Source organism: Variovorax sp. KBS0712 (assembly GCF_006323185.2).
In the GTDB taxonomy this organism is placed as follows: Bacteria; Pseudomonadota; Gammaproteobacteria; order Burkholderiales; family Burkholderiaceae_C; genus Variovorax; species Variovorax boronicumulans.
In genome coordinates this window covers 1,355,328-1,375,690 of the sequence record NZ_VCCD02000002.1, presented here as the reverse complement: position 1 = coordinate 1,375,690, position 20,363 = coordinate 1,355,328, and the positions used below count along the sequence as shown (strand labels likewise).

At 68.8% G+C, this 20,363-nt stretch carries 20 protein-coding genes; 13 read left to right on the top strand and 7 right to left on the bottom strand.

Features of this window, described 5'->3' with window-relative positions; all coding sequences use genetic code 11:
• Nucleotides 1–26 precede the first annotated feature (26 nt).
• From atpD to FFI97_RS23345, 9 genes are all read left to right on the top strand, one after another.
• Nucleotides 27–1,442 carry a F0F1 ATP synthase subunit beta gene (atpD, locus tag FFI97_RS23385; RefSeq protein ID WP_062480184.1) on the top strand — a complete coding sequence of 472 codons (1,416 nt, stop codon included), beginning with the start codon at nucleotides 27–29 and terminating at the stop codon, nucleotides 1,440–1,442.
• A gap of 18 nt (nucleotides 1,443–1,460) precedes the next feature.
• Nucleotides 1,461–1,880, top strand: a complete 420-nt coding sequence (locus FFI97_RS23380; protein WP_062480186.1) for a F0F1 ATP synthase subunit epsilon — start codon at nucleotides 1,461–1,463, stop codon at nucleotides 1,878–1,880.
• A 247-nt stretch (nucleotides 1,881–2,127) separates the two neighbouring features.
• Nucleotides 2,128–3,297, top strand: a complete 1,170-nt coding sequence (locus FFI97_RS23375; RefSeq protein WP_139705568.1) for an ROK family protein — start codon at nucleotides 2,128–2,130, stop codon at nucleotides 3,295–3,297.
• Entirely contained in the window at nucleotides 3,294–4,829 is a 1,536-nt protein-coding gene (locus FFI97_RS23370; RefSeq protein ID WP_139705528.1) for a sugar ABC transporter ATP-binding protein, read from the top strand. Before FFI97_RS23375 ends, FFI97_RS23370 begins: the two co-directional genes overlap by 4 nt.
• The gene (locus FFI97_RS23365) at nucleotides 4,795–5,832 is read left to right on the top strand and encodes an ABC transporter permease (RefSeq protein WP_139705526.1); all 1,038 of its coding nucleotides are present in this window, start codon (nucleotides 4,795–4,797) and stop codon (nucleotides 5,830–5,832) included. The genes FFI97_RS23370 and FFI97_RS23365 overlap by 35 nt, the downstream gene beginning before the upstream one ends.
• A 57-nt stretch (nucleotides 5,833–5,889) precedes the next feature.
• Nucleotides 5,890–6,855, top strand: coding sequence for a substrate-binding domain-containing protein (locus FFI97_RS23360; RefSeq protein ID WP_139705524.1), 966 nt, complete (start codon nucleotides 5,890–5,892; stop codon nucleotides 6,853–6,855).
• Nucleotides 6,856–6,892: 37 nt separating this feature from the next.
• Nucleotides 6,893–8,023: a Gfo/Idh/MocA family protein gene (locus FFI97_RS23355; RefSeq protein WP_185993698.1), complete on the top strand. Its 1,131-nt coding sequence runs from the start codon at nucleotides 6,893–6,895 to the stop codon at nucleotides 8,021–8,023.
• Between the two features lie 52 nt (nucleotides 8,024–8,075).
• Complete coding sequence (locus FFI97_RS23350) at nucleotides 8,076–8,771, top strand: phosphatase PAP2 family protein (protein ID WP_139705520.1); 696 nt, start codon at nucleotides 8,076–8,078, stop codon at nucleotides 8,769–8,771.
• A 69-nt stretch (nucleotides 8,772–8,840) separates the two neighbouring features.
• Nucleotides 8,841–9,365 (top strand): DUF3617 domain-containing protein, encoded by a 525-nt coding sequence (locus tag FFI97_RS23345; RefSeq protein ID WP_139705518.1) that lies wholly within the window; start codon nucleotides 8,841–8,843, stop codon nucleotides 9,363–9,365.
• A gap of 18 nt (nucleotides 9,366–9,383) precedes the next feature.
• On the opposite strand, the gene trxC is transcribed toward FFI97_RS23345, so the two are convergent.
• The 4 genes from trxC to FFI97_RS23325 all read right to left on the bottom strand — a co-directional run bounded on the left by trxC (nucleotide 9,384) and on the right by FFI97_RS23325 (nucleotide 11,969).
• Nucleotides 9,384–9,833, bottom strand: coding sequence for a thioredoxin TrxC (gene trxC / locus FFI97_RS23340; protein ID WP_070063801.1), 450 nt, complete (start codon nucleotides 9,831–9,833; stop codon nucleotides 9,384–9,386).
• A 61-nt stretch (nucleotides 9,834–9,894) separates the two neighbouring features.
• Nucleotides 9,895–10,425 carry a TPM domain-containing protein gene (locus tag FFI97_RS23335; RefSeq protein WP_139705516.1) on the bottom strand — a complete coding sequence of 177 codons (531 nt, stop codon included), beginning with the start codon at nucleotides 10,423–10,425 and terminating at the stop codon, nucleotides 9,895–9,897.
• Between the two features lie 5 nt (nucleotides 10,426–10,430).
• Nucleotides 10,431–11,357, bottom strand: a complete 927-nt coding sequence (locus FFI97_RS23330; RefSeq protein WP_139705514.1) for a TPM domain-containing protein — start codon at nucleotides 11,355–11,357, stop codon at nucleotides 10,431–10,433.
• 12 nt (nucleotides 11,358–11,369) lie between these two features.
• Entirely contained in the window at nucleotides 11,370–11,969 is a 600-nt protein-coding gene (locus FFI97_RS23325) for a LemA family protein (RefSeq protein WP_172438430.1), read from the bottom strand.
• 47 nt (nucleotides 11,970–12,016) lie between these two features.
• Here FFI97_RS23325 and FFI97_RS23320 point away from each other — a divergent pair, with 47 nt between their 5' ends.
• From FFI97_RS23320 to FFI97_RS23305, 4 genes are all read left to right on the top strand, one after another.
• Nucleotides 12,017–12,820 carry a hypothetical protein gene (locus FFI97_RS23320; protein ID WP_144004515.1) on the top strand — a complete coding sequence of 268 codons (804 nt, stop codon included), beginning with the start codon at nucleotides 12,017–12,019 and terminating at the stop codon, nucleotides 12,818–12,820.
• Between the two features lie 52 nt (nucleotides 12,821–12,872).
• The gene (locus FFI97_RS23315; RefSeq protein WP_062481770.1) at nucleotides 12,873–13,325 is read left to right on the top strand and encodes a YybH family protein; all 453 of its coding nucleotides are present in this window, start codon (nucleotides 12,873–12,875) and stop codon (nucleotides 13,323–13,325) included.
• 81 nt (nucleotides 13,326–13,406) lie between these two features.
• Nucleotides 13,407–14,423: a YheT family hydrolase gene (locus tag FFI97_RS23310; RefSeq protein WP_139705044.1), complete on the top strand. Its 1,017-nt coding sequence runs from the start codon at nucleotides 13,407–13,409 to the stop codon at nucleotides 14,421–14,423.
• The gene (locus FFI97_RS23305; RefSeq protein WP_139705042.1) at nucleotides 14,416–14,964 is read left to right on the top strand and encodes a DUF2946 family protein; all 549 of its coding nucleotides are present in this window, start codon (nucleotides 14,416–14,418) and stop codon (nucleotides 14,962–14,964) included. The genes FFI97_RS23310 and FFI97_RS23305 overlap by 8 nt, the downstream gene beginning before the upstream one ends.
• Before the next feature lie 91 nt (nucleotides 14,965–15,055).
• Here FFI97_RS23305 and FFI97_RS23300 read toward each other — a convergent pair whose 3' ends face one another.
• From FFI97_RS23300 to FFI97_RS23290, 3 genes are all read right to left on the bottom strand, one after another.
• Entirely contained in the window at nucleotides 15,056–15,661 is a 606-nt protein-coding gene (locus tag FFI97_RS23300; protein ID WP_062481762.1) for a c-type cytochrome, read from the bottom strand.
• Nucleotides 15,662–15,776: 115 nt separating this feature from the next.
• The gene (locus FFI97_RS23295; RefSeq protein WP_062481759.1) at nucleotides 15,777–17,201 is read right to left on the bottom strand and encodes an efflux transporter outer membrane subunit; all 1,425 of its coding nucleotides are present in this window, start codon (nucleotides 17,199–17,201) and stop codon (nucleotides 15,777–15,779) included.
• Nucleotides 17,194–20,361 carry an efflux RND transporter permease subunit gene (locus tag FFI97_RS23290; protein WP_062481757.1) on the bottom strand — a complete coding sequence of 1,056 codons (3,168 nt, stop codon included), beginning with the start codon at nucleotides 20,359–20,361 and terminating at the stop codon, nucleotides 17,194–17,196. The genes FFI97_RS23295 and FFI97_RS23290 overlap by 8 nt, the downstream gene beginning before the upstream one ends.
• Nucleotides 20,362–20,363 lie beyond the last annotated feature (2 nt).

Below are 20,363 nucleotides of genomic sequence, written 5' to 3'. Positions count from 1 at the left end.
AGATTTAAATTTTTATCGGAGCAGACATGGCTCAAGCAGAAGCAGTTCAAGGCAAGATCGTTCAGTGTATTGGCGCTGTGGTCGACGTGGAATTCCCGCGCGACAAGATGCCCAAGATCTACGACGCCCTCAAGTTCGAAGGCAGCGCACTGACGCTCGAAGTCCAGCAGCAGCTCGGCGACGGCGTGGTCCGCACGATTGCGCTGGGTTCTTCCGACGGCCTGCGCCGCGGCCTGATCGTGACCAACACGCAAGCCCCCATCACCGTGCCCGTGGGCAAGGCGACGCTGGGCCGCATCATGGACGTGCTGGGCGCGCCCATCGACGAGCGTGGTCCGGTCGACCAGACGCTGACCGCCTCCATCCACCGCAAGGCTCCCGCGTACGACGAACTGTCGCCGTCGCAGGACCTGCTGGAAACCGGCATCAAGGTGATCGACCTGGTGTGCCCGTTCGCCAAGGGCGGCAAGGTGGGCCTGTTCGGTGGTGCCGGCGTGGGCAAGACCGTGAACATGATGGAACTCATCAACAACATCGCCAAGGCCCACTCGGGTCTGTCGGTGTTCGCCGGTGTGGGCGAACGTACCCGTGAAGGCAACGACTTCTATCACGAGATGGCCGACTCCGGCGTCGTGAACCTCGAGAAGCTCGAAGACTCCAAGGTCGCCATGGTCTACGGCCAGATGAACGAGCCCCCGGGCAACCGTCTGCGCGTGGCCCTGACCGGCCTGACCATCGCCGAGTCGTTCCGCGACGAAGGCCGTGACGTGCTGTTCTTCGTGGACAACATCTACCGCTACACGCTGGCCGGTACCGAAGTGTCGGCACTGCTGGGCCGCATGCCTTCCGCCGTGGGCTACCAGCCGACGCTGGCCGAGGAAATGGGCCGCCTGCAAGAGCGCATCACGTCGACCAAGGTCGGCTCGATCACCTCGATCCAGGCCGTGTACGTCCCTGCCGACGACTTGACCGACCCGTCGCCTGCCACGACCTTCGCCCACTTGGACTCGACCGTGGTGCTGTCGCGTGACATCGCTTCGCTGGGTATCTACCCCGCCGTGGACCCGCTGGACTCGACCTCGCGCCAGCTCGACCCGAACGTGGTCGGCGAAGAGCACTACAACGTGGCCCGCGCCGTGCAAGGCACGCTGCAGCGCTACAAGGAACTGCGCGACATCATCGCGATTCTGGGCATGGACGAACTGGCTCCCGACGACAAGCTCGCCGTGGCCCGCGCCCGCAAGATCCAGCGTTTCCTGTCGCAGCCGTTCCACGTGGCCGAAGTGTTCACGGGTTCGCCGGGCAAGTACGTGCCGCTGTCGGAAACCATCCGCGGCTTCAAGATGATCGTGAACGGCGAAGCCGACCACCTGCCGGAACAAGCGTTCTACATGGTCGGCACCATCGACGAAGCGTTCGAAAAAGCCAAGAAGGTCGCCTAAGGCGGCATGGGAACTCAGATGGCAAACACCATTCACGTCGACGTGGTCAGCGCGGAAGAGTCGATCTTCTCGGGCGAAGCCAAGTTCGTCGCGCTGCCCGGTGAAGCCGGTGAGCTCGGCATCTATCCGCGTCACACGCCGCTGATCACGCGCATCCGTCCCGGCGCCGTGCGCATCGAGACGGCCGACGGCGGCGAAGAGTTCGTCTTCGTGGCCGGTGGCATCCTCGAAGTGCAGCCCGACGCCGTCACCGTGCTGTCCGACACCGCGATCCGCGGCAAGGACCTCGACGACGAGAAGGCCAACAAGGCCAAGGCGGCCGCCGAGGAAGCGCTGAAGAACGCGAAGAGCGACATCGACATCGCGATGGCGCAGTCGGAACTGGCCGTGATGGCTGCGCAGATCGCTGCGCTGCGCAAGTACCGCCAAAAGAAGTAATCAAAGCCGCTGCCTTCGGGCAGATGCAACGAGAAAGCCGCCTCCGGGCGGCTTTTTTTCGTCCCTCCTCGCCAGGATGAAGGTGTGTTCGATCTGAAATAGGTCGAAGTTCAGCCTTGCCCGGCTGAAGATGCCCTCCTAGTATTCGCCTTCGCCCGGCGACCGGTGCTTTCTGACCGGCGCCTTTCCCACAAGAAGAGCGGAGACAACACGCGTGGCACCCTGGAGCGGCATCACGACCGACGAAATGCGGTTGCTGGAATCGACCTTCTGGTCGGCCGGCGGCTCGCGCCATGCCATGGCCGAGCAACTGGGCTTCTCCAAGAGCAAGGCCAACGCGCTCATCGCCGGCCTGGTCGACCAGGGCCTGCTGGCCGAGGCTGGCCTGCAGCGCTCCTCGGGCGGACGCCGCGCCGAAAACCTCCAGCTCAATGCCGAACTCGGCGTGCTCGTCGGCATCGACATCGGCGCCACCAGCCTCGATGTCGCGGTGCTGCGTCCCGACCTCACGGTGCTGGCCCAGCACGAGGAAGCCGCCGACGTGCGCGAAGGCCCGGCCGTGGTGCTGGCGCGCGTGCGCGTGCTGATGCGCGAACTGCTCGCGCGTTGCGGGCAGGGCCCACGGAACGTCCTGGGCATCGGCATCGGCGTGCCCGGCCCCGTCAACTTCGAGATCGGCCAGCTCGTGAACCCGCCGCTCATGCCGGCCTGGGACAGCTTCTCGATCCGCGACTACCTGCGCGAGGACTACGCGGCGCCCGTGTTCGTCGACAACGACGTCAACCTGATGGCGCTCGGCGAGCTGTGGCGGCTGCGGCGCTCGCTCTCCAATTTCCTCGTGATCAAGATCGGCACAGGCATCGGCTGCGGCATCGTCTGCCACGGCGAGGTGTACCGCGGCGCGGCCGGCTCGGCCGGCGACGTGGGCCACATCTGCGTCGACCAGGAAGGCCCGCGCTGCCACTGCGGCAACCTGGGTTGCGTCGAGGCGATGGCGGCTGGCCCCGCGATCACGCGCATGGCGATGCAGGCGGCCGAAGCCGGCGAAAGCGCGACGCTCGCCGAATGCCTGCGCACGCGCGGACGCATCGATGCCTTCGACGTGGGACAGGCCAGCCGCGGCGGCGACCCGGCGGCCAACGCCATCATCCAGCGCGCGGGCAGCCTGATCGGGCAGATGCTCGCGTCGGTCGTCAACTTCTTCAACCCGTCGCACGTGTTCATCGGCGGCGGCATCACGCGCATCGGGCCGCTGTTTCTCGCGGCCGTGCGCCAGAGCGTCTACCAGCGCTCGCTGGCGCTGTCGACGCGGCACCTCGAGATCCAGTACACGCCGCTGGGCACGCAGGGCGGCCTCGTCGGTGCGGGCGTGCTGGCGATGCAGGAAACGCTCAAGGCCCGCGGGGTGGCGCCATGACGAACGCCGTGACAACCAAGGGCAGCGTGGCCGTCGAGTTCGACGGCGTGGTGAAGGCCTTCGGCCCCGTGCAGGTGCTGCACGGCGTGAGCTTTGCGCTCGCGCCGGGGCGCGTGTACGGCCTGCTGGGCGAGAACGGCGCGGGCAAGTCCACGTTGATGAAGATCCTGTCGGGCTACGAGTCGCTGACCAGTGGCACCTTGCGCATCAACGGCCAGCCGCAAAGCTTCACGAGCTCGCGCGATGCCGAGGCACTGGGCATCGTGCTGATCCACCAGGAGTTCAACCTCGCCGAAGACCTCAGCGTGGCGCAGAACATCTTCCTGGGCCACGAGAAGAAAAAAGGCTGGCTGCTCGACGACGCCGCGATGGAGCGCGATGCCGCCGCCGCGCTCGCCGCCGTGGGCCTGGCCATCGACCCGCGCACCAAGGTACGCCGCCTCATCGTCGCCGAGAAGCAGCTCGTCGAGATCGCGAAGGCCATCGCCCGCCGCGCGCGCCTGCTCGTCATGGACGAGCCCACCGCCACGCTCACGCCCGGCGAGACCGAGCGCCTGTTCAAGCTCATCGCGCAGCTGCGTGCCGATGGCGTGACCATCGTCTACATCTCGCACAAGCTCGACGAGGTGGAGCAGGTCACCGACGAGGTGATCGTGATGCGCGATGGCCGCTTCGTGGCGCGCGCACCGACGCCCGATGTCTCGCGCCAGCAGATGGCCAATCTCATGGTGGGCCGCGAACTCGCCGACCTGTACCCGCCACGCGACCTCGTCGTGGCCGCCGATGCGCCCGCCCTGCGCGTGCGCAATTTCAGCGTGCCCGGCTGGGCGCAGGACGCGAGCTTCGAGGTGCGCCCCGGCGAGATCCTCGGCTTCGCGGGCCTCGTCGGCGCGGGCCGCACCGAGCTGTTCGAAGGCCTGCTCGGGCTGCGCCCCGCCAGCGGCACCGTCGAGATGCGCGGCGAGCCCGTGCCCCACGGCAAGGGCTGGCGCAACCCCCGCGATGCCGCGAAACACGGCCTCACCTACCTCAGCGAAGACCGCAAGGGCAAGGGCCTGCACGTGCACTTTGGCCTGCGCCAGAACCTCACGCTGATGGCGTTGGAGCGCTACGCGCAGCCCTGGCTCAAGCCCGACGCGGAGCGCGCGGCGCTCGGCGAGGCGGTGAAGGACTACGGCATCCGCACCGGTTCGCTCGACGTGCGGGCCTCGTCGCTGTCGGGCGGCAACCAGCAGAAGCTCGCGCTCGCGAAGGTGCTGCAGCCGCAGCCCAAGGTGGTGGTGCTCGACGAGCCCACGCGCGGCGTGGACATCGGCGCCAAGCGCGACATCTATTTCCTGATCCAGCGACTCGCCCGCGAAGGCCTCGCGGTGATCGTCGTCTCGTCCGAGCTGATGGAACTGATCGGCCTGTGCCACCGCGTCGCGGTGATGCGCGCGGGCCGGCTCGTTGCCACGCTGGACGCGACCCACCTGACTGAAGAGGAGCTCATCGCTCATGCCACCGGAACCGCAGACACCCACGCAGCCTGACGCCGCTCAGCAGCCGCAGCAGCAACACCGCAGCGAAGGCACGCCGCGCTGGACCGAGCGCCTGCACGGCCTCGGCCCGGTCATCGGCCTCGTGCTGCTGTGCATCGCGGGCACGCTGCTCAACGGCGACTTCGCCACCGTCGACAACGCGATGAACGTGCTCACGCGCACCGCCTTCATCGGCATCATCGCGGTGGGCATGTGCTTCGTGATCATCTCGGGCGGCATCGACCTGTCGGTGGGCTCGATGGCCGCACTCATCGCGGGCAGCGTGATCATGTTCATCAACTGGGCCGGCCCCGCCTCGGGCTCGCCGCTGATGGCGGTGATGATGGGCGCGGTGCTCGCCGTGGTGCTCGGCGCGCTGTTCGGCCTGGCGCACGGCCTGCTCATCACCAAGGGACGTATCGAGCCCTTCATCGTGACGCTGGGCACGCTGGGCATCTTCCGCGCGTACCTCACGTACTTTGCCGATGGCGGCGCGCTCACGCTCGACAACGAGCTGTCCGATCTCTACGCGCCCGTGTACTACGCGAGCCTCGCAGGCATCCCGGTGCCGGTGTGGGTGTTCGTGATCGTCGCGGTCATTGGCGGCGTCATCCTGAATCGCACGGCCTACGGACGCTACGTGCAGGCCATCGGTTCCAACGAGCAGGTGGCGCGCTACGCGGCGGTGGACGTTGACCGCGTGAAGATCCTCACCTACGTGCTGCTCGGCGTGTGCGTGGGCATTGCGACGCTGCTGTACGTGCCGCGCCTGGGCTCGGCCTCGCCGACCACGGGCCTGCTGTGGGAGCTCGAAGCCATTGCCGCGGTGATCGTCGGCGGCACCGCATTGAAGGGCGGCGCGGGCAGCATCACCGGCACGGTGGTGGGCGCGATCCTGCTCTCGGTCATCAGCAACATCCTGAACCTCACCAGCATCATCAGCGTGTACCTCAACGCAGCCGTCCAGGGCTTCGTGATCATCGTCGTCGCGTTCCTGCAGCGCGGCCGCCGCTAGTTTTTCGTTGTTCGTTCGTTCCGTTCCCGTTCCACCACCAAAGAGGAGACATCCAGCATGACGACTTTCACCCGACGCCTCGCGCTCACGGCGGTTGCCACCGCAGCGTTCGCCGCCAGCCTGCCCGCGCTTGCCGCGGACAAGGTCAACCTCGGCGTGTCGATTCCCGCGGCCACGCACAGCTTCATGGGCGGCATCAACTACTGGGCCAACCAGGCGAAGAAGGACCTTGAGAAGCAGCACAAGGACCTGAAGATCACGATCAAGACCGCAGCCAACGCGCCCGAGCAGGCCAACCAGCTGCAGGACCTGTCGACGGTCACCAAGATCAACGCGCTCGTCGTGTTCCCGTTCGAATCGGCGGCGCTCACCAAGCCGGTCGCGCAGGTCAAGGCCAAGGGCGCGTACGTCACCGTGGTCGACCGCGGCCTGACCGACACCAGCGCGCAGGATGCGTACGTGGCCGGCGACAACACGGCCTTCGGCAAGATCCCGGCCGAGTACATCGTCAAGCAGCTCGGCGGCAAGGGCAATGTGGTCGCGCTGCGCGGCATCGCGACCACGCTGGACAACGAGCGCATGGACGCCTTCAACGCGGTGCTCAAGGGCAGCCCCGACATCAAGCTGCTCGACGCCAAGTACGCCAACTGGAACCGCGACGACGCCTTCAAGGTCACGCAGGACTACCTGACGCGCTTCAAGAGCATCGACGCCATCTGGGCCGCCGACGACGACATGGCCGTGGGCGTGCTCAAGGCCATCTCGCAGGCCAAGCGCGACGACATCAAGATCGTGTTCGGCGGCGCGGGCGCCAAGGACATGGTCAAGACCATCATGGACGGCAAGGACAAGCGCATCACGGCCGACGTGAGCTACTCGCCCAAGTTCATCTACGACGCAATCAAGCTCACGGCCGAGGCACGCCTGAAGGGCGAGAAGCTGCCGGCGACCACGATCATTCCGTCGGTGCTGATCACCAAAGAGAACGCCAAGGATTTCTACCATCCCAATTCGCCGTTCTAAGGTGACCGAGATCGCTTCACGTCCTCTGCGCTGCGCCATGGTCGGCGGCGGTCGCGACGCCTTCATCGGCGCCGTGCACCGCAAGGCCATGGCGCTCGACGGCCAGATCGCGCTGGTCGCCGGCGCGCTGTCGTCGAGCCCGGACAAGGCGCGTGCCTCCGGCCGCGACCTCGGCCTGGCCGACGACCGCAACCACGGCGACTGGCAGGCGCTGCTGGCCGACGAGCTGAAGCGCCCGGCCGATGAGCGCATCGACTTCGTCTCGATCGTCACGCCCAACCACGTGCATTACCCGGTGGCGCAGGCCTTCGCCGAGGCGGGCTTCCATGTGGTGTGCGACAAGCCGCTGGTGCACACGCGCGCGCAGGCCGATGCGCTGGTCGCCACCGTGGCGAAGCAGGGCACGGTGTTCGGCGTGACCTACAACTACACCGGCTACCCGATGGTGCGGCAGGCGCGCGAGATGGTGCGCACGGGCCAGATCGGCGAGGTCCGCAAGGTCGTCGTCGAATACAACCAGGGCTGGCTCGCCAGCCACGTGGAAGCCGCGGGCGGCAACAAGCAGGCCGATTGGCGCACCGACCCCGCGCGCAGCGGCGCGGCCGGCGCCATCGGCGACATCGGCTCGCACGCCGAGAACCTCGTGGCCACCGTCACCGGCCTGGAGATCGAAAGCCTGTGCGCCGACCTCGGCGCGCTGGTGCCGGGCCGCCTGCTCGACGATGACGGCAGCCTGCTGCTGCGCTTCCAGGGCGGCGCACGCGGCGTGCTGGTGGCCTCGCAGGTCAACACCGGGCTGGAGAACGACCTGCGCCTGCGCGTCTCCGGCACGCTGGGCACGCTCGAATGGCGCCAGGAGCAGCCGAGCCAGCTCGTGCACCTGCCGCACGACGGGCCCCGGCGCGTGCTCACGCGCGGCGCGCCCTGGCTGTGCGAGTCGGCGCGGCGCGCGAGCCGCCTGCCGGCCGGTCATCCCGAAGGCTTCATCGAGGCGTTTGCGAACGTTTATGCGGGCGTGGCGGCGGACATCCGCGCGCGGCTCGCAGGGCAGGTGGCCGATCCGCTGGCGGCGGACTATCCGCGCGTGGAAGACGGGGCGCGCGGCGTGCGCTTCATCGAGCGCACGGTGGCATCGGCTGGAAGCGAATTAAAGTGGACGCCCTGGTAGCCGCGCACGGGCCTCGTTGAAACGAGGCGAGGCCACGGCACCAGCGGCCGCCATGACGCACTCCCCATCTTCTTTCGACGCCCCTTCGCCTCAGCCTTCATGGCCGCGCGCCCTCTGGCAGCGCTGCCGGACGCTGTGGCTGCTCAAGCTGGCCGGCAACACCGTCGCCACGCTGGGTTTCTTCCCGCTGTACTTCTGGGTCATGCACCACGCCGGGCCGGCGTGGGTGCTGCCGCTCACGGCCGTCGACCGGCTGATCGCGTTCTGGCCGGCGATGCTGCCGGTGTACCTCACGCTGTGGGCCTACATCGCGCTGCCGGTGCTGCTGGCCAGGGACCGGCGCGAGCTGAACACCATCGCCATCGGCTGCGCGGTGATGACGGCGATCGCGCTGGCCGTGTTCTGGTGGATGCCCACGGCGATCCCGAACTTCGCGATCGATGCGGCGCCGGGTTCGTCGCTGCACTTCCTCAAGACCTTCGATGCGGCGGGCAACGCCTTTCCATCGCTGCATGTGTCGTTCTCGGTGTTCGCCTGCATGGTGCTGGCGCGGCAGCTGCGCGAGGCCGGCGCGCCGGGCTGGCTGCGGCTGCTCAACCTCGCGTGGGCGGTGGCCATCGTGTACTCGACGATGGCCGTGCGCCAGCATGTGCTGATCGATGTGCTGGGCGGCCTCGGGCTCGGCCTGGCGATGGGCTTCGCGTTGCGCGAGCGCCCATCGGCGGCTTTGGCGCCGGTCGCGGCTTAGACCGATCGCGGTATTCCGCCGCGCGGGCGCCGACGGTACAAAGCGGCATCGCCGTCCACCGAGCCCGCCATGACCTTTCGCCCGTTCTCCCTCGCTGCCGCCGCCTGTCTTCTCGCCGGCCCCGCGCTGGCCATCGACTACCCGGCGCGCAAACCGGGCCTGTGGGAAATCCAGACCGGCGAGGGCGGTACGGCAGCTGCCAAGGCGCCGGGCCAGACGATCCAGCAATGCATCGACGCCGCCACCGACAAGGCGATGCGCGAGATGGGCCAGGGCATGGGCAAGGACATGTGCTCGAAGCAGGACCTGCGCCTCGAAGGCGTGAAGCTGGTCATCGACTCGGTCTGCAAGATCGGCCCCACCACCGCGACCTCGCGCGCCGTGATGAGCGGCGACTTCAGCAGCGCCTACCGCGTGGAAAGCAAGTCGACCTACAGCCCGCCGCTGATGGGCCGCACCGAAGGCACGAGCGTCGTCGACGCCAAGTGGGTCGGCCCCTGCAAGCCGGGCCAGAAGCCGGGCGACATGGTCATGGGCAACGGCATGAAGATGAACATGCTCGATGCGATGGCGAAGATGCCGCCGCGCAAGTGAGCGCGGCCGGTGGTCGGATCAGCCCGCGCCGTTCGCCTTGACCCAGCGCACGATGTCGGCCGCGCCCATCGCGCCGGCCTGCCGCGCGACCTCGCGGCCGCCCTTGAACAGCGCCAGCGTCGGGATGCTGCGGATGTTGAAGCGCGCGCCCAGCGCCTGCACCGCCTCGGTGTCGACCTTGGCCAGCCGCACCTGCGGTTCGAGCTGGGCCGCCGCCTGTTCGTAGGCCGGCGCCATCTGGCGGCAGGGGCCGCACCAGGGCGCCCAGAAATCGACCAGCACCGGGATCTCGTTGCGCGCGATGTGGCGATCGAAGGTGGCCACGTCGGGCAGTGCGGTGGAGTGGCCGGTGAACAGCGGGCGGTGGCAGCTGCCGCAGTCGGGCGCGCTGCCCAGTTGCGCCGTGCGCACGCGGTTGGTCGTGTGGCAGTGCGGGCAGACGATGTGCAGCGATTCGGATTCGGTCATGCCCGAAAAATAAGGGCCGGGTGCACGGATTGCAAGGCGCCAGCGCCGCGGGCGCCGGGCCTCAAAGCACCACGGGCGCGTCGGGCAGCTCGTTGGTGTCGGGCTGGTCGTCGGCCAGCGGGAAGTGGGCCATCAGCAGCGCCGACACCTCTTCCAGCGCCAGCGTGATGCCGTCCTCGAAGCGGCCTTCGCGGAAGGCCGTGGCCATGCGCTGCGTCATGGCGGCCCATTCGGCGGAGCCCACGTGGGCGTCGATGCCGCGGTCGGCCACGATCTCGATGGCGTGCTCGGCCAGCAGCAGGTAGATCAGCACGCCGTTGTTGTGCGCGGTGTCCCACACGCGCAGCTTGCCGAACAGCATGACGGCGCGTTCGCGCGGCGACGCGTGGCGCCACAGGTAGGACATCGGCAGGCCGGCCTCGACGCAGATGCGGACCTCGCCGCTGTGGCGACGCTCGCTCGCGGCCACGCGGCCGGCCAGGCGCTCCAGCGCGTCGGCCGGCAGCACGCGGCGCACCGCGGCTTCGTCGGTCCAGCGATGCCGCCAGATGCGGCCGAGCTTCGAGAAGAGCGTGGGGTCTGCAGTCGCCATGTCGTTCACCAGTCTCCCGAGGCGCCGCCGCCGCCGAAATTGCCACCGCCGCCGGAGCTGAAGCCGCCGCCGCCACCTCCGCCGCCGCTGCTCCAGCCGCCGCCTCCGCCACCACTGCTCCAGCCACCCCCGCCGCCACCGCCTCGGCCGCCGCGACCGGGGCCGAACCCGGCAAGGCCCGAGAACAGCGAGACCATGAGCGCAATCAGCCCGGCAATCACCGCGATGACCGTGCTGGTCGTGAGGAAGAACGCGACCACACCGATGCCGCCGCCCATGGCGACCGAGCCCATCGTCTTGCCCAGGATGGCGCGCGCGATCGGCGCGCCGACGAAGACGCCGACGAACAGAAAGATCGCGAGGTTCTCCCAGTCGAAGCCGTCGTTGCTGCTGCCGCTACTGCTGTTGCGCGAAGGCTCGGGCAGCGGCTCGCCGTCGACCAGGCCGATGAGCCGGTCCACCGCCGCGTTGAGGCCGCCCGCGAAGTCGTTGTTGCGAAAGCGCGGCTTCATCTCCTCGTCGATGATGCGCACCGCCGCGAGGTCGGGCACCGCGCCTTCGAGCGTCTTGGCCGTGGCGATGCGCATCTTGCGATCGTCCTTGGCAACGATGACCAGGAGGCCGTCGCCCACGCCCTTGCGGCCGATCTTCCAGGCGTCGCCCACGCGCTGCGCGTAGCTCGCGATGTCTTCGGGCGCCGTGGTCGGCACCATCAGCACCACGATCTGCGAGCCCTTGCGCTGCTCGAAGGCCGCGAGCTTGGTTTCCAGGCCCGAGCGCTGCGCGGCGTCGAGCGTGCCGGTCTGGTCGATCACGCGCGCCGTGAGCGTGGGGATCGGCAGCAGGCCCTGTGCCAGCGCGGGCAGGCCGGCCCATGCGAGGGCCGCGATGAAGATCGCTGCCAGTGCGCGGCGGATCAGGGCTGCGGCCATCGGCGCCGCTTCTTACTTCTTGGGGGTGCTGAAATCGACGGTCGGCGGCGTCGAGATCTGGGCTTCGTTCTGCACCGAGAAATTCGCCTTCGGCTTGTAGCTGAAGACCATGGCCGTGAGGTTGGTCGGGAAGCTGCGCGCGAGCACGTTGTACTCCTGCACGCTCTCGATGTAGCGGTTGCGCGCCACGGTGATGCGGTTCTCGGTGCCCTCGAGCGTCACGCGCAGGTCGCGGAAGGCCTGGTTGGCCTTGAGGTCGGGGTAGCGCTCGGCCACCACCATGAGCCGCGACAGCGCCGACGACAGCTCGCCCTGCGCCTGCTGGAACTTGTTGAAGGCCTCGGGGTTGTTGAGCGTCTCGGGCGTCACCTGGATCGAGGTGGCCTTGGCGCGCGCCTCGATCACCTTGGTGAGCGTGTCCTGTTCGAAGCTGGCTTCGCCCTTCACGGTGGCGACGATGTTCGGCACGAGGTCGGCACGCCGCTGGTACTGGTTGAGGACCTCGCTCCAGGCCGACTTGCTGGCCTCGTCGAGGGACTGGAACTGGTTGTAGCCGCATCCGCTGAGGGACAGGACGGCCGCGAGAATCAGGAACCAGCGCTTCATCATCATTTGCATTACCTCCGCAGAAGGAGGCCGAAGTTAGCATAGATGGGGTCATGGCCCTCGATCCCCTCCACGCCCTGCAGGCCGCGAACCGCGCGGTGCCGCCGGCGGCCGCGCCGCCCACCGGCACGCTGCTGATCGCGGGCGCGACCGGCGCGCTCGGCCAGGAGCTGCTGCACCGGCTCGCGGGCCGCCACCGCTTCCAGCGCACGCGCGTGCTGGCGCGCGAGCCCATGCACGACGGGCTGCCCGGCGTCGAGACGGTGCAGTGCCCGGCGCTGCCGATCGCGCAGTGGCCCCTGGTGGCGGCCGACGTGGCGGTGGTCGCCTTCGACCCGCCGCGCCTGTACCACGGCCGCGAGCGCGCGCTGTGGCATCCCGAGCCCGCCGACCTGCCCGAACTGGCGCGCTGGCTGCGCGCCAGCGGCGTGTGCACCCTGGCCATCGTGCAGCCGCACGACCGCGGCCGGCTGCCCGAGGCGCTCAAGCGCGGGCTGGCCAGCCTCGACGAGCAGGCCGTGGTCGCCTGCGACTTCGAGCGCCTGATCCTGCTGCGCTCGGCGCGCAAGCCGGCCGACGTGCGCCTGGCCAACCTCGGCGAGCGGCTCGCGGCCTGGATGCTGTCGATCATGCGGTTCATGGTGCCGGCCAACGAGCAACCTGTGCGCGCGCCCAAGATGGCCGAGCTGGTCGACTTGGCGCTGCGCGTGGCGCCGCCCGGCGTGCACGTGGCCGCGCCCGAGATGGTGTGGCAGGCTGCGCAGGGCGCCACCGAGGCGGCGGCGCGCGCGTGGCTGATTCCGGCGTCCGCGCCCGAAGCACCCACGGCCGGGGCGCCTGCTGCCACATGGCCGTGACATGGGCAGGGCAAAATCCGGCCTACCCCCTTCGCTCTCGCCCTTCACCGCCATGCCCAAGACCCCTTTCCGCGCCGCCGCGGCCATCGGCGGCACTGCCGACGATGTCGAGGCCGCCTTCTACGAAGCGCTGCAACGCGGCGATGTCGATGCGCTGATGGCCTGCTGGGCCGACGAGGACGAGGTGTTCTGCGTCCACCCGGGCGGCCCGCGGCTGGTGGGCGCGGTGGCGATCCGCGCGGCCTTCGAGCAGATGTTCGCCAACGGCGCCATCCATGCGACGCCGGCGCGCGTGCGCAAGATCGAGTCGCTGGCGAGCGCCGTGCACAACGTGCTGGAGCGCATCGAGGTGCTCACGGCCGAGGGGCCGCGCCATGCCTTCGTGCTGGCCACCAACGTGTATCACAAGACCGCGCAGGGCTGGCGCATGGTGGCGCACCACGCGAGCCCGGGCAGCGCGCGCGAGCCGGACGACGCGAACGATCCACCGCAGGTCCTGCACTGAGTCCTGCTTCGAGCGATGGCCTCTCCCTTTCCTTCTTCCTCTTTCTCACCGAATTCCGCGTCGCCCGCCGCGCACGATGCGATGGGCTACGACGCCCCGCGCTGGCTGCCCGGCGGCAACCTGCAGACCATCTGGGCCGCGCTGTGCGCGCGCCGCTTCGACGGGCCCGCGCCGGTGTACCGCCGCGAGCGCTGGACCTCGCCGGACGGCGACTTCATCGACGTCGACTTCGCCGACGCGCCGCAGCCCGGCCCCCGGCCGCTGCTGGTGCTGTTCCACGGGCTCGAGGGCTCCTCGCGCAGCCACTACGCCGAGGCCTTCGCGGCCTTTGCCGCCGCGCGCGGCATGGCCTTCGCGGTGCCGCACTTTCGCGGTTGCAGCGGCGAGTTGAACCTCGCGCCGCGCGCCTACCACTCGGGCGACCACGAGGAGATCGACTGGATCCTGCGGCGCATGCACGCGCAGCACGTGGTGCAGGGCGGCGGCGGGCCGGTGCTGGCGGCCGGCGTCTCGCTGGGCGGCAATGCGCTGCTGCGCTGGGCCTGCGAGGCGGGCGAGAGCGCGCGGGCCTCGGTCGACGCGGTGGCGTCGGTGTGCGCACCGCTCGACCTCGCGGCGGGCGGCGAGGCGATCGGGCGCGGCTTCAACCGGCTGGTCTACACGCGCATGTTCCTCGCGACCATGAAGCCCAAGGCGCTGGCCAAGCTGGCGCAGTTCCCGGGTCTGTTCGACCGCGACCGGCTGATGGCCGCGCGCGACCTGTATGACTTCGACGACGTGTTCACCGCGCCGCTGCACGGCTTTCGCAACACAGACGACTACTGGGCGCGCGGCTCGTCCAAGCCGCTGCTGGGCGCGATCCGCGTGCCCGCGCTGGTGGTGAACGCGCGCAACGACCCCTTCATTCCGGCCCGCAGCCTGCCGGGGCCCAGCGAGGTCGGGTCGCACGTCACGCTGTGGCAGCCCGCGGGTGGCGGCCACGTGGGCTTTCCGCTTGGCCTGCCGCCGGGGCACGTGGGCGGAATGCCCGAGCGCGTAGGAGGGTGGCTGGCCCACCACCTCTCGTCGACGCGGGCGCAAAATACGGCCCATGGATGACATCGTCAAACAGGCATTGGCCAAGTGGCCGAACGTGCCGCACTGCTACGGCTGGCTGGGCCTGGACGCGCGCGGCAACTGGTACATGCGCGACGACCGCACGCAGGCGCAGGGCCCGTTTCGCAGCGCCAAGGGCTCGATGCTGCGGCACGACAAGTTGATCGACTTCATCCACCGCAACTACGAGCACGACGCCGACGGCCAGTGGTTCTTCCAGAACGGGCCGCAGCGCGTGTATGTCGAGCTGGAGGCGGCGCCGCTGGTGTGGCGCGTGGCGCAGCAGGGCGCGGGCGCTTTCACGGTCACGGCCCACACGGGCGCGCCGGCCGAGGTGTCGGGCTGCCTGCTCGACGAAGAAGGCCGGCTCTATCTCGTGGCCCCGGCGGGGCTCGGGCTGGTGCACACGCAGGACGTGGGCATCGCCGCCGAGGCCGTGGAGCAGGGCGTCTGGACGCCGGAGCCGGTGCGCGCGGCCGACCTGCCGGGGCGCTTCGGCCATGTGCTGAGCCCGGTGGAACGTCATGCAGGTGTGGCTGTATAGCTACTGAAAAGATAGCAATCCGGATCGTCCGGACGTAAAAAAACCGGCCTGAGAGCCGGTTTTTTCATGGGCGCGAGGCGCCGTCGATCGCTTACTTGGCAGGCGCGCTGGCCGCAGCCGATGCACCTTCGGCCGGTGCGGCGGCCGCTGCCGGACGGTCCGGCACCGGGAACTTGGCGCCGCCGGCGTTGGCCAGGTACACCACGGCACGGCCGATTTCGATGTCTTCGAAGTCGCCACCGCCCTGGGCGGGCATGGCGCCCTTGCCCTTGAGCGCGTGCTCGAGCAGCGTTGCGTAGCCTTGGCCGATGCGCGGGCCCCAGGCTGCGGCGTCGTTCAGGTGCGGGGCGCCGGGGATGCCGGGGGCGCCGTGGCAGGCCACGCACTGGGCCTTGAACACGGCGTCGCCAGCGGCCAGCGGCCGGTTGGCGTCACGGATCTCGATGGAGCCGACCTTCTTGAGGCGCTCGGCCACTTCACGGTCGCGCGATTCCTTGGTCACGCCGTAGAGCGCCATGTTGTCGCCCTCCGCGGTACCGGCGGGCTTGGTGCCCGAGACCACATAGGACACGAGGCCCACGATGATCAGGATCGGAATGATGAAAGAGAAAAATACCGCGAGCAGCAGTTGCTTCGGGTTCTTGATCGGGCCGGTATGGGCTTCTTCTGTGGCCTGGTTGTGCGGGTCTGCGCTCATGGCGTCCTCAATAACGGGGGGCTCGTCGGGGGCTTTTTCTAACCAACCGGCGATTATAGAGAGGCCCTTTGCCCGCGCGGGCAATTGACCTCTCCATATCGGACGCGCAGGTGTCTCAACCGTTGTTGCGTGTGGCCCAGCCGCCACCCAGCGTCTTGTACAGCGTGACCTGGTTCTGCAGCTGCAGCAGGCGCGTGGCCACTGCCGATTGCTGCGCCGTGAACAGCGAACGCTGTGCGTCGAGCAGGTCGAGCGCGCTGGCGATGCCGTTGCGATAGCGCAGGTCGGACAGCTTGTAGCGCACCGCCTCGGCGTCGGCCTGCGCGGTCTGCGCGCGCGCCTGCTCGCCCAGCGTGGCGCGGCCCGCGAGTGCGTCGGCCACTTCGCGGAACGCGGTCTGGACCGACTTCTCGTACTGCGCCACCGCGATCTCGCGCCCGGCCTTGGCCGAGTTGAGCCCCGCGATGTTGCGGCCCGCATCGAAGATCGGCAGCGTGACCGTGGGCGCGAAGCTCCAGGCCTTGGTGCCGCGATCGAACAGGTTCGAGAACTCGCTGCTCGCGGTGCCGATCGAACTCGTGAGCGACACGCGCGGGAAGAAGTTCGCGCGCGCCGCACCGATGTTGGCGTTGGCCGCGATCAGCTGCTGCTCGGCCGCGCGGATGTCGGGCCGCTCGGTCAGCAGGTCGGAGGGCAGGCCGGCCGGCACGTCGGGCATGGGGCGGATGCCCGCGAGTCCCTTGGTGCCGCCGGCGGTGGCCTCGGCCGGCACCGGCGCGCCCAGCAGCAGGGCGAGCGCGTTCTCGTCCTGCAGGCGGGCACGCTGCTGCTGCGCATAGGCGGCGCGCGCGGTCTCGGCCTGCGAGTTCGCGGCCTGGAAATCGATCTCGGACGACACGCCGTTGTCGAAGCGCAGCTTGGTCAGGCGCACCGACTCGTCGCGCGTGACCATGGTCTGGCGCGTGATCTCGAGCAGCTCGTCGTCGGCCAGCAGCGTGAGCCAGCCGCTGGCAACGGCCGCGATCAGGCTGATCTGCGCGGCCTTGCGCGACTCTTCGGTGGCCAGGTACTGCGACAGCGCCTGGTCCTTCAGCGCGCGGATGCGGCCGAAGAAGTCGAGCTCCCACGCGGTGAAGCCGAAGTTGACCGCGTACTGCGAGGCCACGCTGCCCTGCGTCGGATCGATCGCCTGGTAGGCGTTGGGGCTCGAGCGCGAGCCCGTGCCCGTGAGGCCGAGCGCCGGGAACAGCGCCGAGCGTTCGATCTGGAACTGCGCACGCGCCTGCTCGATGTTGAGCACCGACACGCGCAGGTCGCGGTTGTTCGCCAGCGCCGTCTGGATCAGGCCCGCCAGACGCGGGTCGGTGAAGAAGTCCTGCCAGGGCAGGGCGGCCGCGGCGGGGCCCGACGGCTGTGCCGGGTCACCCGGGTAGGTCGTCGGCACTGGCGCCGCGGGGCGCTCGTAGGTCGGGATCAGCGAGCAGCCCGCCAGCAGCATCGCTGCTGCCAGCACGGTGGGGATCAGAGGTTTCTTAGTCATGGTGTGTGGTATCTCCCGTGATGCCGGCAGCTGCCGCATGCCGCTTGTCGGCCTCGTGCTGGCGCGCGCTGCCCTTGAACAGCGTGCGCACCACCACGAAGAACACCGGCACGAAGATCACGGCCAGGACCGTGCCGGTCACCATGCCGCCGAGCACGCCGGTGCCGATGGCACGCTGGCTCGCCGAGCCTGCGCCCGAAGCCAGGACCAGCGGCAGCACGCCCAGGCCGAAGGCCAGCGAGGTCATGATGATGGGACGGAACCGCAGGTGCGCGGCCTCGAGCGCGGCCTCGACCACGCCGCGGCCCTGCGCCTGCAGGTCTTTCGCGAACTCGATGATCAGGATCGCGTTCTTCGCGGACAAGCCGATGATCGTGATCAGGCCCACCTGGAAGTACACGTCGTTCGAATAGGCGCGCAGCATCGTCGCCACCAGCACACCCAGCACGCCCAGCGGCACCACCAGGATCACCGACAGCGGGATCGACCAGCTCTCGTACAGCGCGGCCAGGCAGAGGAACACCGCCAGGATCGCGAAGCCGTACAGGATCATGGCCTGCGAGCCGGCGAGCTTCTCTTCACGCGACTGGCCGGTCCACTCGAAGCCGAAGCCTTGCGGCAGCTGGCCGGCGAGCTTTTCCATCTCGGCCATGGCCGCGCCCGTGCTCTGGCCCGGCGCCGCGTCACCGCTGATGCGGATGGCGGGGTAGCCGTTGTAGCGCACGGTCTGCGTGGCGCCCGAGACCCACTTGGTGGTCGCGAAAGCCGACAGCGGCACCGGTTGGCCCTTGGTGTTGACGGCGTTCAGGCGCAGCAGGTCGTCCGGCTGCATCCGTGCCGGCGCATCGGCCTGCACCACCACGCGCTGCAGGCGGCCGCGGTTCGGGAAGTCGTTGATGTAGCTCGAACCCAGCGAGGTCGACAGCGCACTGTTGATCGCGTCGAAGCTCACGCCCAGGGCGTTGGCCTTGTCGCGGTCGATGTCGATCTCCAGCTGCGGCGCGTCTTCCAGGCCGTCAGGGCGCACCTGCGCGAGGATCTTGCTCTGCGAGGCCATGCCCAGCAGCTGGTTGCGCGCGTTGATCAGCGCCTCGTGGCCTGCGCCCGCGCGGTCTTGCAAGCGGAAGCTGAAGCCGCTGGCGTTGCCCAGTTCGGGAATCGGCGGCGGGCTCAGCGGGTAGATGAAGGCGTCGCGGATGCCCGACAGCGCACCGAAGGCACGGCCGGCCAGCGCGCTGGCCGAGTTGGCCGGGTCCTTGCGTTCTTCCCAGTCCTTCAGCGTCACGAAGGCGAGGCCTGCGTTCTGGCCCTGGCCGGAGAAGCTGAAGCCCATCACGCTCACGATGCTCTGCACTTCAGGCTGCTTCAGGATGAAGCCTTCGACCTGCTGCATCACCGACAGCGAGCGCTCTTGCGTCGCGCCCGGGGGCAGTTGCACGTTCACGATGATGTTGCCCTGGTCTTCCTCGGGCAGGAACGAGCTCGGCAGGTGCGTGTAGAAGTACGCGACGGCGCCGATGATCGCGGCGTAGATCACGAGGTAGCGTGCGGCGCGGCGCAGGATGCGCGCGACCACGCCTTCGTAGCCCTTGGCCGTGCGCGAGAAGCCGCGGTTGAACCAGCCGAAGAAGCCGCGCTTCTCATGGTGGTGGCCGGCTTCCACCGGCTTGAGCAGCGTGGCGCACAGCGCCGGCGTGAGCGACAGCGCCATGAAGGCCGAGAAGCCGATCGAGGCCACCATCACCGCCGAGAACTGGCGGTAGATGTTGCCGGTCGAACCCGCGAAGAAAGCCAGCGGCACGAACACCGAGATCAGCACCACGGTCACGCCGATGATGGCGCCCGAGATCTGCTGCATCGCCTTGCGCGTGGCGTCGAGCGGCGACAGCCCCTCTTCGCTCATGATGCGCTCGACGTTCTCCACCACCACGATGGCGTCGTCCACCACGATACCGATCACCAGCACCATGCCGAACATGGTGAGCACGTTGATCGAGAAGCCCAATGCGAGCAGCGTGGCGAAGGTGCCCAGCAGTGCAATGGGCACCACGATCGTCGGGATGATCGTGTAGCGCCAGTTCTGCAGGAACAGGAACATCACCAGGAACACCAGTGCGATGGCCTCGAACAGCGTCTTCACCACTTCGGAGATCGAGATCTGCACGAAGCGCGAGCTGTCATAAGGAATGTCCCACTTCACGCCCTTGGGGAAGTAGCGCTCCAACTCGGCCATCTTGGCGCGCACCGCCTTGGCCGACTTCAGCGCGTTGCCGGTGGGCGTGGGCTGCACGCCGATACCGACCGCGGGCACGCCGTTCAGGCGCGCGGAGGTGGCGTAGTTCTGGCCGCCGAGTTCGACGCGCGCCACGTCCTTCAGGCGCACGGTCGAGCCGTCGGTATTGGCGCGCAGCACGATGTTCTGGAACTGCTCGACGCTGTTGAGCTGGCCGTTCACCGTGACCGTGGCGGAGATCGCCTGGCCGGGGATGTTCGGCAGGTCGCCGAGCGTGCCCGAGGCCACCTGGGCGTTCTGCGCGCGGATTGCGGCATTGACGTCGTTGGCCGACAGGTTGAAGCCTTGCAGCTTCGCCGGGTCGATCCAGATGCGCATCGCGTTCTCGGAGCCGAACAGCTGGGCCTGGCCCACGCCGTCGATCCGCTGCAGTTCCGGCACGATGTTGCGCGCGGCGTAGTCACCGAGCGCCACCGGGTCGAAGTCGGGGTTGTCCGAGGACAGCATCGCGAACAGCAGGAAGTTGTTGCGCGACTTGTCCACGCGCACGCCCTGCTGCGTCACGGCCGAGGGCAGCCGCGGCGTGGCGCGCGAGAGCCGGTTCTGCACGTCCACCTGCGCGAGGTCTTCGTTGGTGCCGGCCTCGAAGCTGATGGTGATGGCGCCGGTGCCGTCGGCCTGGGCCACCGATTCCATGTAGATCAGGCCGGGCGAGCCGTTCATCTCGCGCTCGATCACGGACAGCACGCTGTCCTCGAGCGTTTGTGCGGAGGCACCGGGGTAGGCGACGTTGATCACGATGGCCGGCGGGGCCACCGGCGGGTACTGCGAGATCGGCAACTGCGTGATGGCGACGCCGCCCACCACGATGATGAACAGTGCGATCACCCACGCGAAGATAGGTCGGTCGATAAAGAATTTGGCCATGC

Coding starts and splice junctions, on each gene's coding strand:
- atpD (WP_062480184.1), top strand. CDS start 27: ATGGCTCAAGCAGAAGCAGTTCAAGGCAAGATCGTTCAGTGTATTGGC.
- FFI97_RS23380 (WP_062480186.1), top strand. CDS start 1,461: ATGGCAAACACCATTCACGTCGACGTGGTCAGCGCGGAAGAGTCGATC.
- FFI97_RS23375 (WP_139705568.1), top strand. CDS start 2,128: ATGCGGTTGCTGGAATCGACCTTCTGGTCGGCCGGCGGCTCGCGCCAT.
- FFI97_RS23370 (WP_139705528.1), top strand. CDS start 3,294: ATGACGAACGCCGTGACAACCAAGGGCAGCGTGGCCGTCGAGTTCGAC.
- FFI97_RS23365 (WP_139705526.1), top strand. CDS start 4,795: ATGCCACCGGAACCGCAGACACCCACGCAGCCTGACGCCGCTCAGCAG.
- FFI97_RS23360 (WP_139705524.1), top strand. CDS start 5,890: ATGACGACTTTCACCCGACGCCTCGCGCTCACGGCGGTTGCCACCGCA.
- FFI97_RS23355 (WP_185993698.1), top strand. CDS start 6,893: ATGGTCGGCGGCGGTCGCGACGCCTTCATCGGCGCCGTGCACCGCAAG.
- FFI97_RS23350 (WP_139705520.1), top strand. CDS start 8,076: ATGACGCACTCCCCATCTTCTTTCGACGCCCCTTCGCCTCAGCCTTCA.
- FFI97_RS23345 (WP_139705518.1), top strand. CDS start 8,841: ATGACCTTTCGCCCGTTCTCCCTCGCTGCCGCCGCCTGTCTTCTCGCC.
- trxC (WP_070063801.1), bottom strand. CDS start 9,833: ATGACCGAATCCGAATCGCTGCACATCGTCTGCCCGCACTGCCACACG.
- FFI97_RS23335 (WP_139705516.1), bottom strand. CDS start 10,425: ATGGCGACTGCAGACCCCACGCTCTTCTCGAAGCTCGGCCGCATCTGG.
- FFI97_RS23330 (WP_139705514.1), bottom strand. CDS start 11,357: ATGGCCGCAGCCCTGATCCGCCGCGCACTGGCAGCGATCTTCATCGCG.
- FFI97_RS23325 (WP_172438430.1), bottom strand. CDS start 11,969: ATGATGATGAAGCGCTGGTTCCTGATTCTCGCGGCCGTCCTGTCCCTC.
- FFI97_RS23320 (WP_144004515.1), top strand. CDS start 12,017: ATGGCCCTCGATCCCCTCCACGCCCTGCAGGCCGCGAACCGCGCGGTG.
- FFI97_RS23315 (WP_062481770.1), top strand. CDS start 12,873: ATGCCCAAGACCCCTTTCCGCGCCGCCGCGGCCATCGGCGGCACTGCC.
- FFI97_RS23310 (WP_139705044.1), top strand. CDS start 13,407: ATGGGCTACGACGCCCCGCGCTGGCTGCCCGGCGGCAACCTGCAGACC.
- FFI97_RS23305 (WP_139705042.1), top strand. CDS start 14,416: ATGGATGACATCGTCAAACAGGCATTGGCCAAGTGGCCGAACGTGCCG.
- FFI97_RS23300 (WP_062481762.1), bottom strand. CDS start 15,661: ATGAGCGCAGACCCGCACAACCAGGCCACAGAAGAAGCCCATACCGGC.
- FFI97_RS23295 (WP_062481759.1), bottom strand. CDS start 17,201: ATGACTAAGAAACCTCTGATCCCCACCGTGCTGGCAGCAGCGATGCTG.
- FFI97_RS23290 (WP_062481757.1), bottom strand. CDS start 20,361: ATGGCCAAATTCTTTATCGACCGACCTATCTTCGCGTGGGTGATCGCA.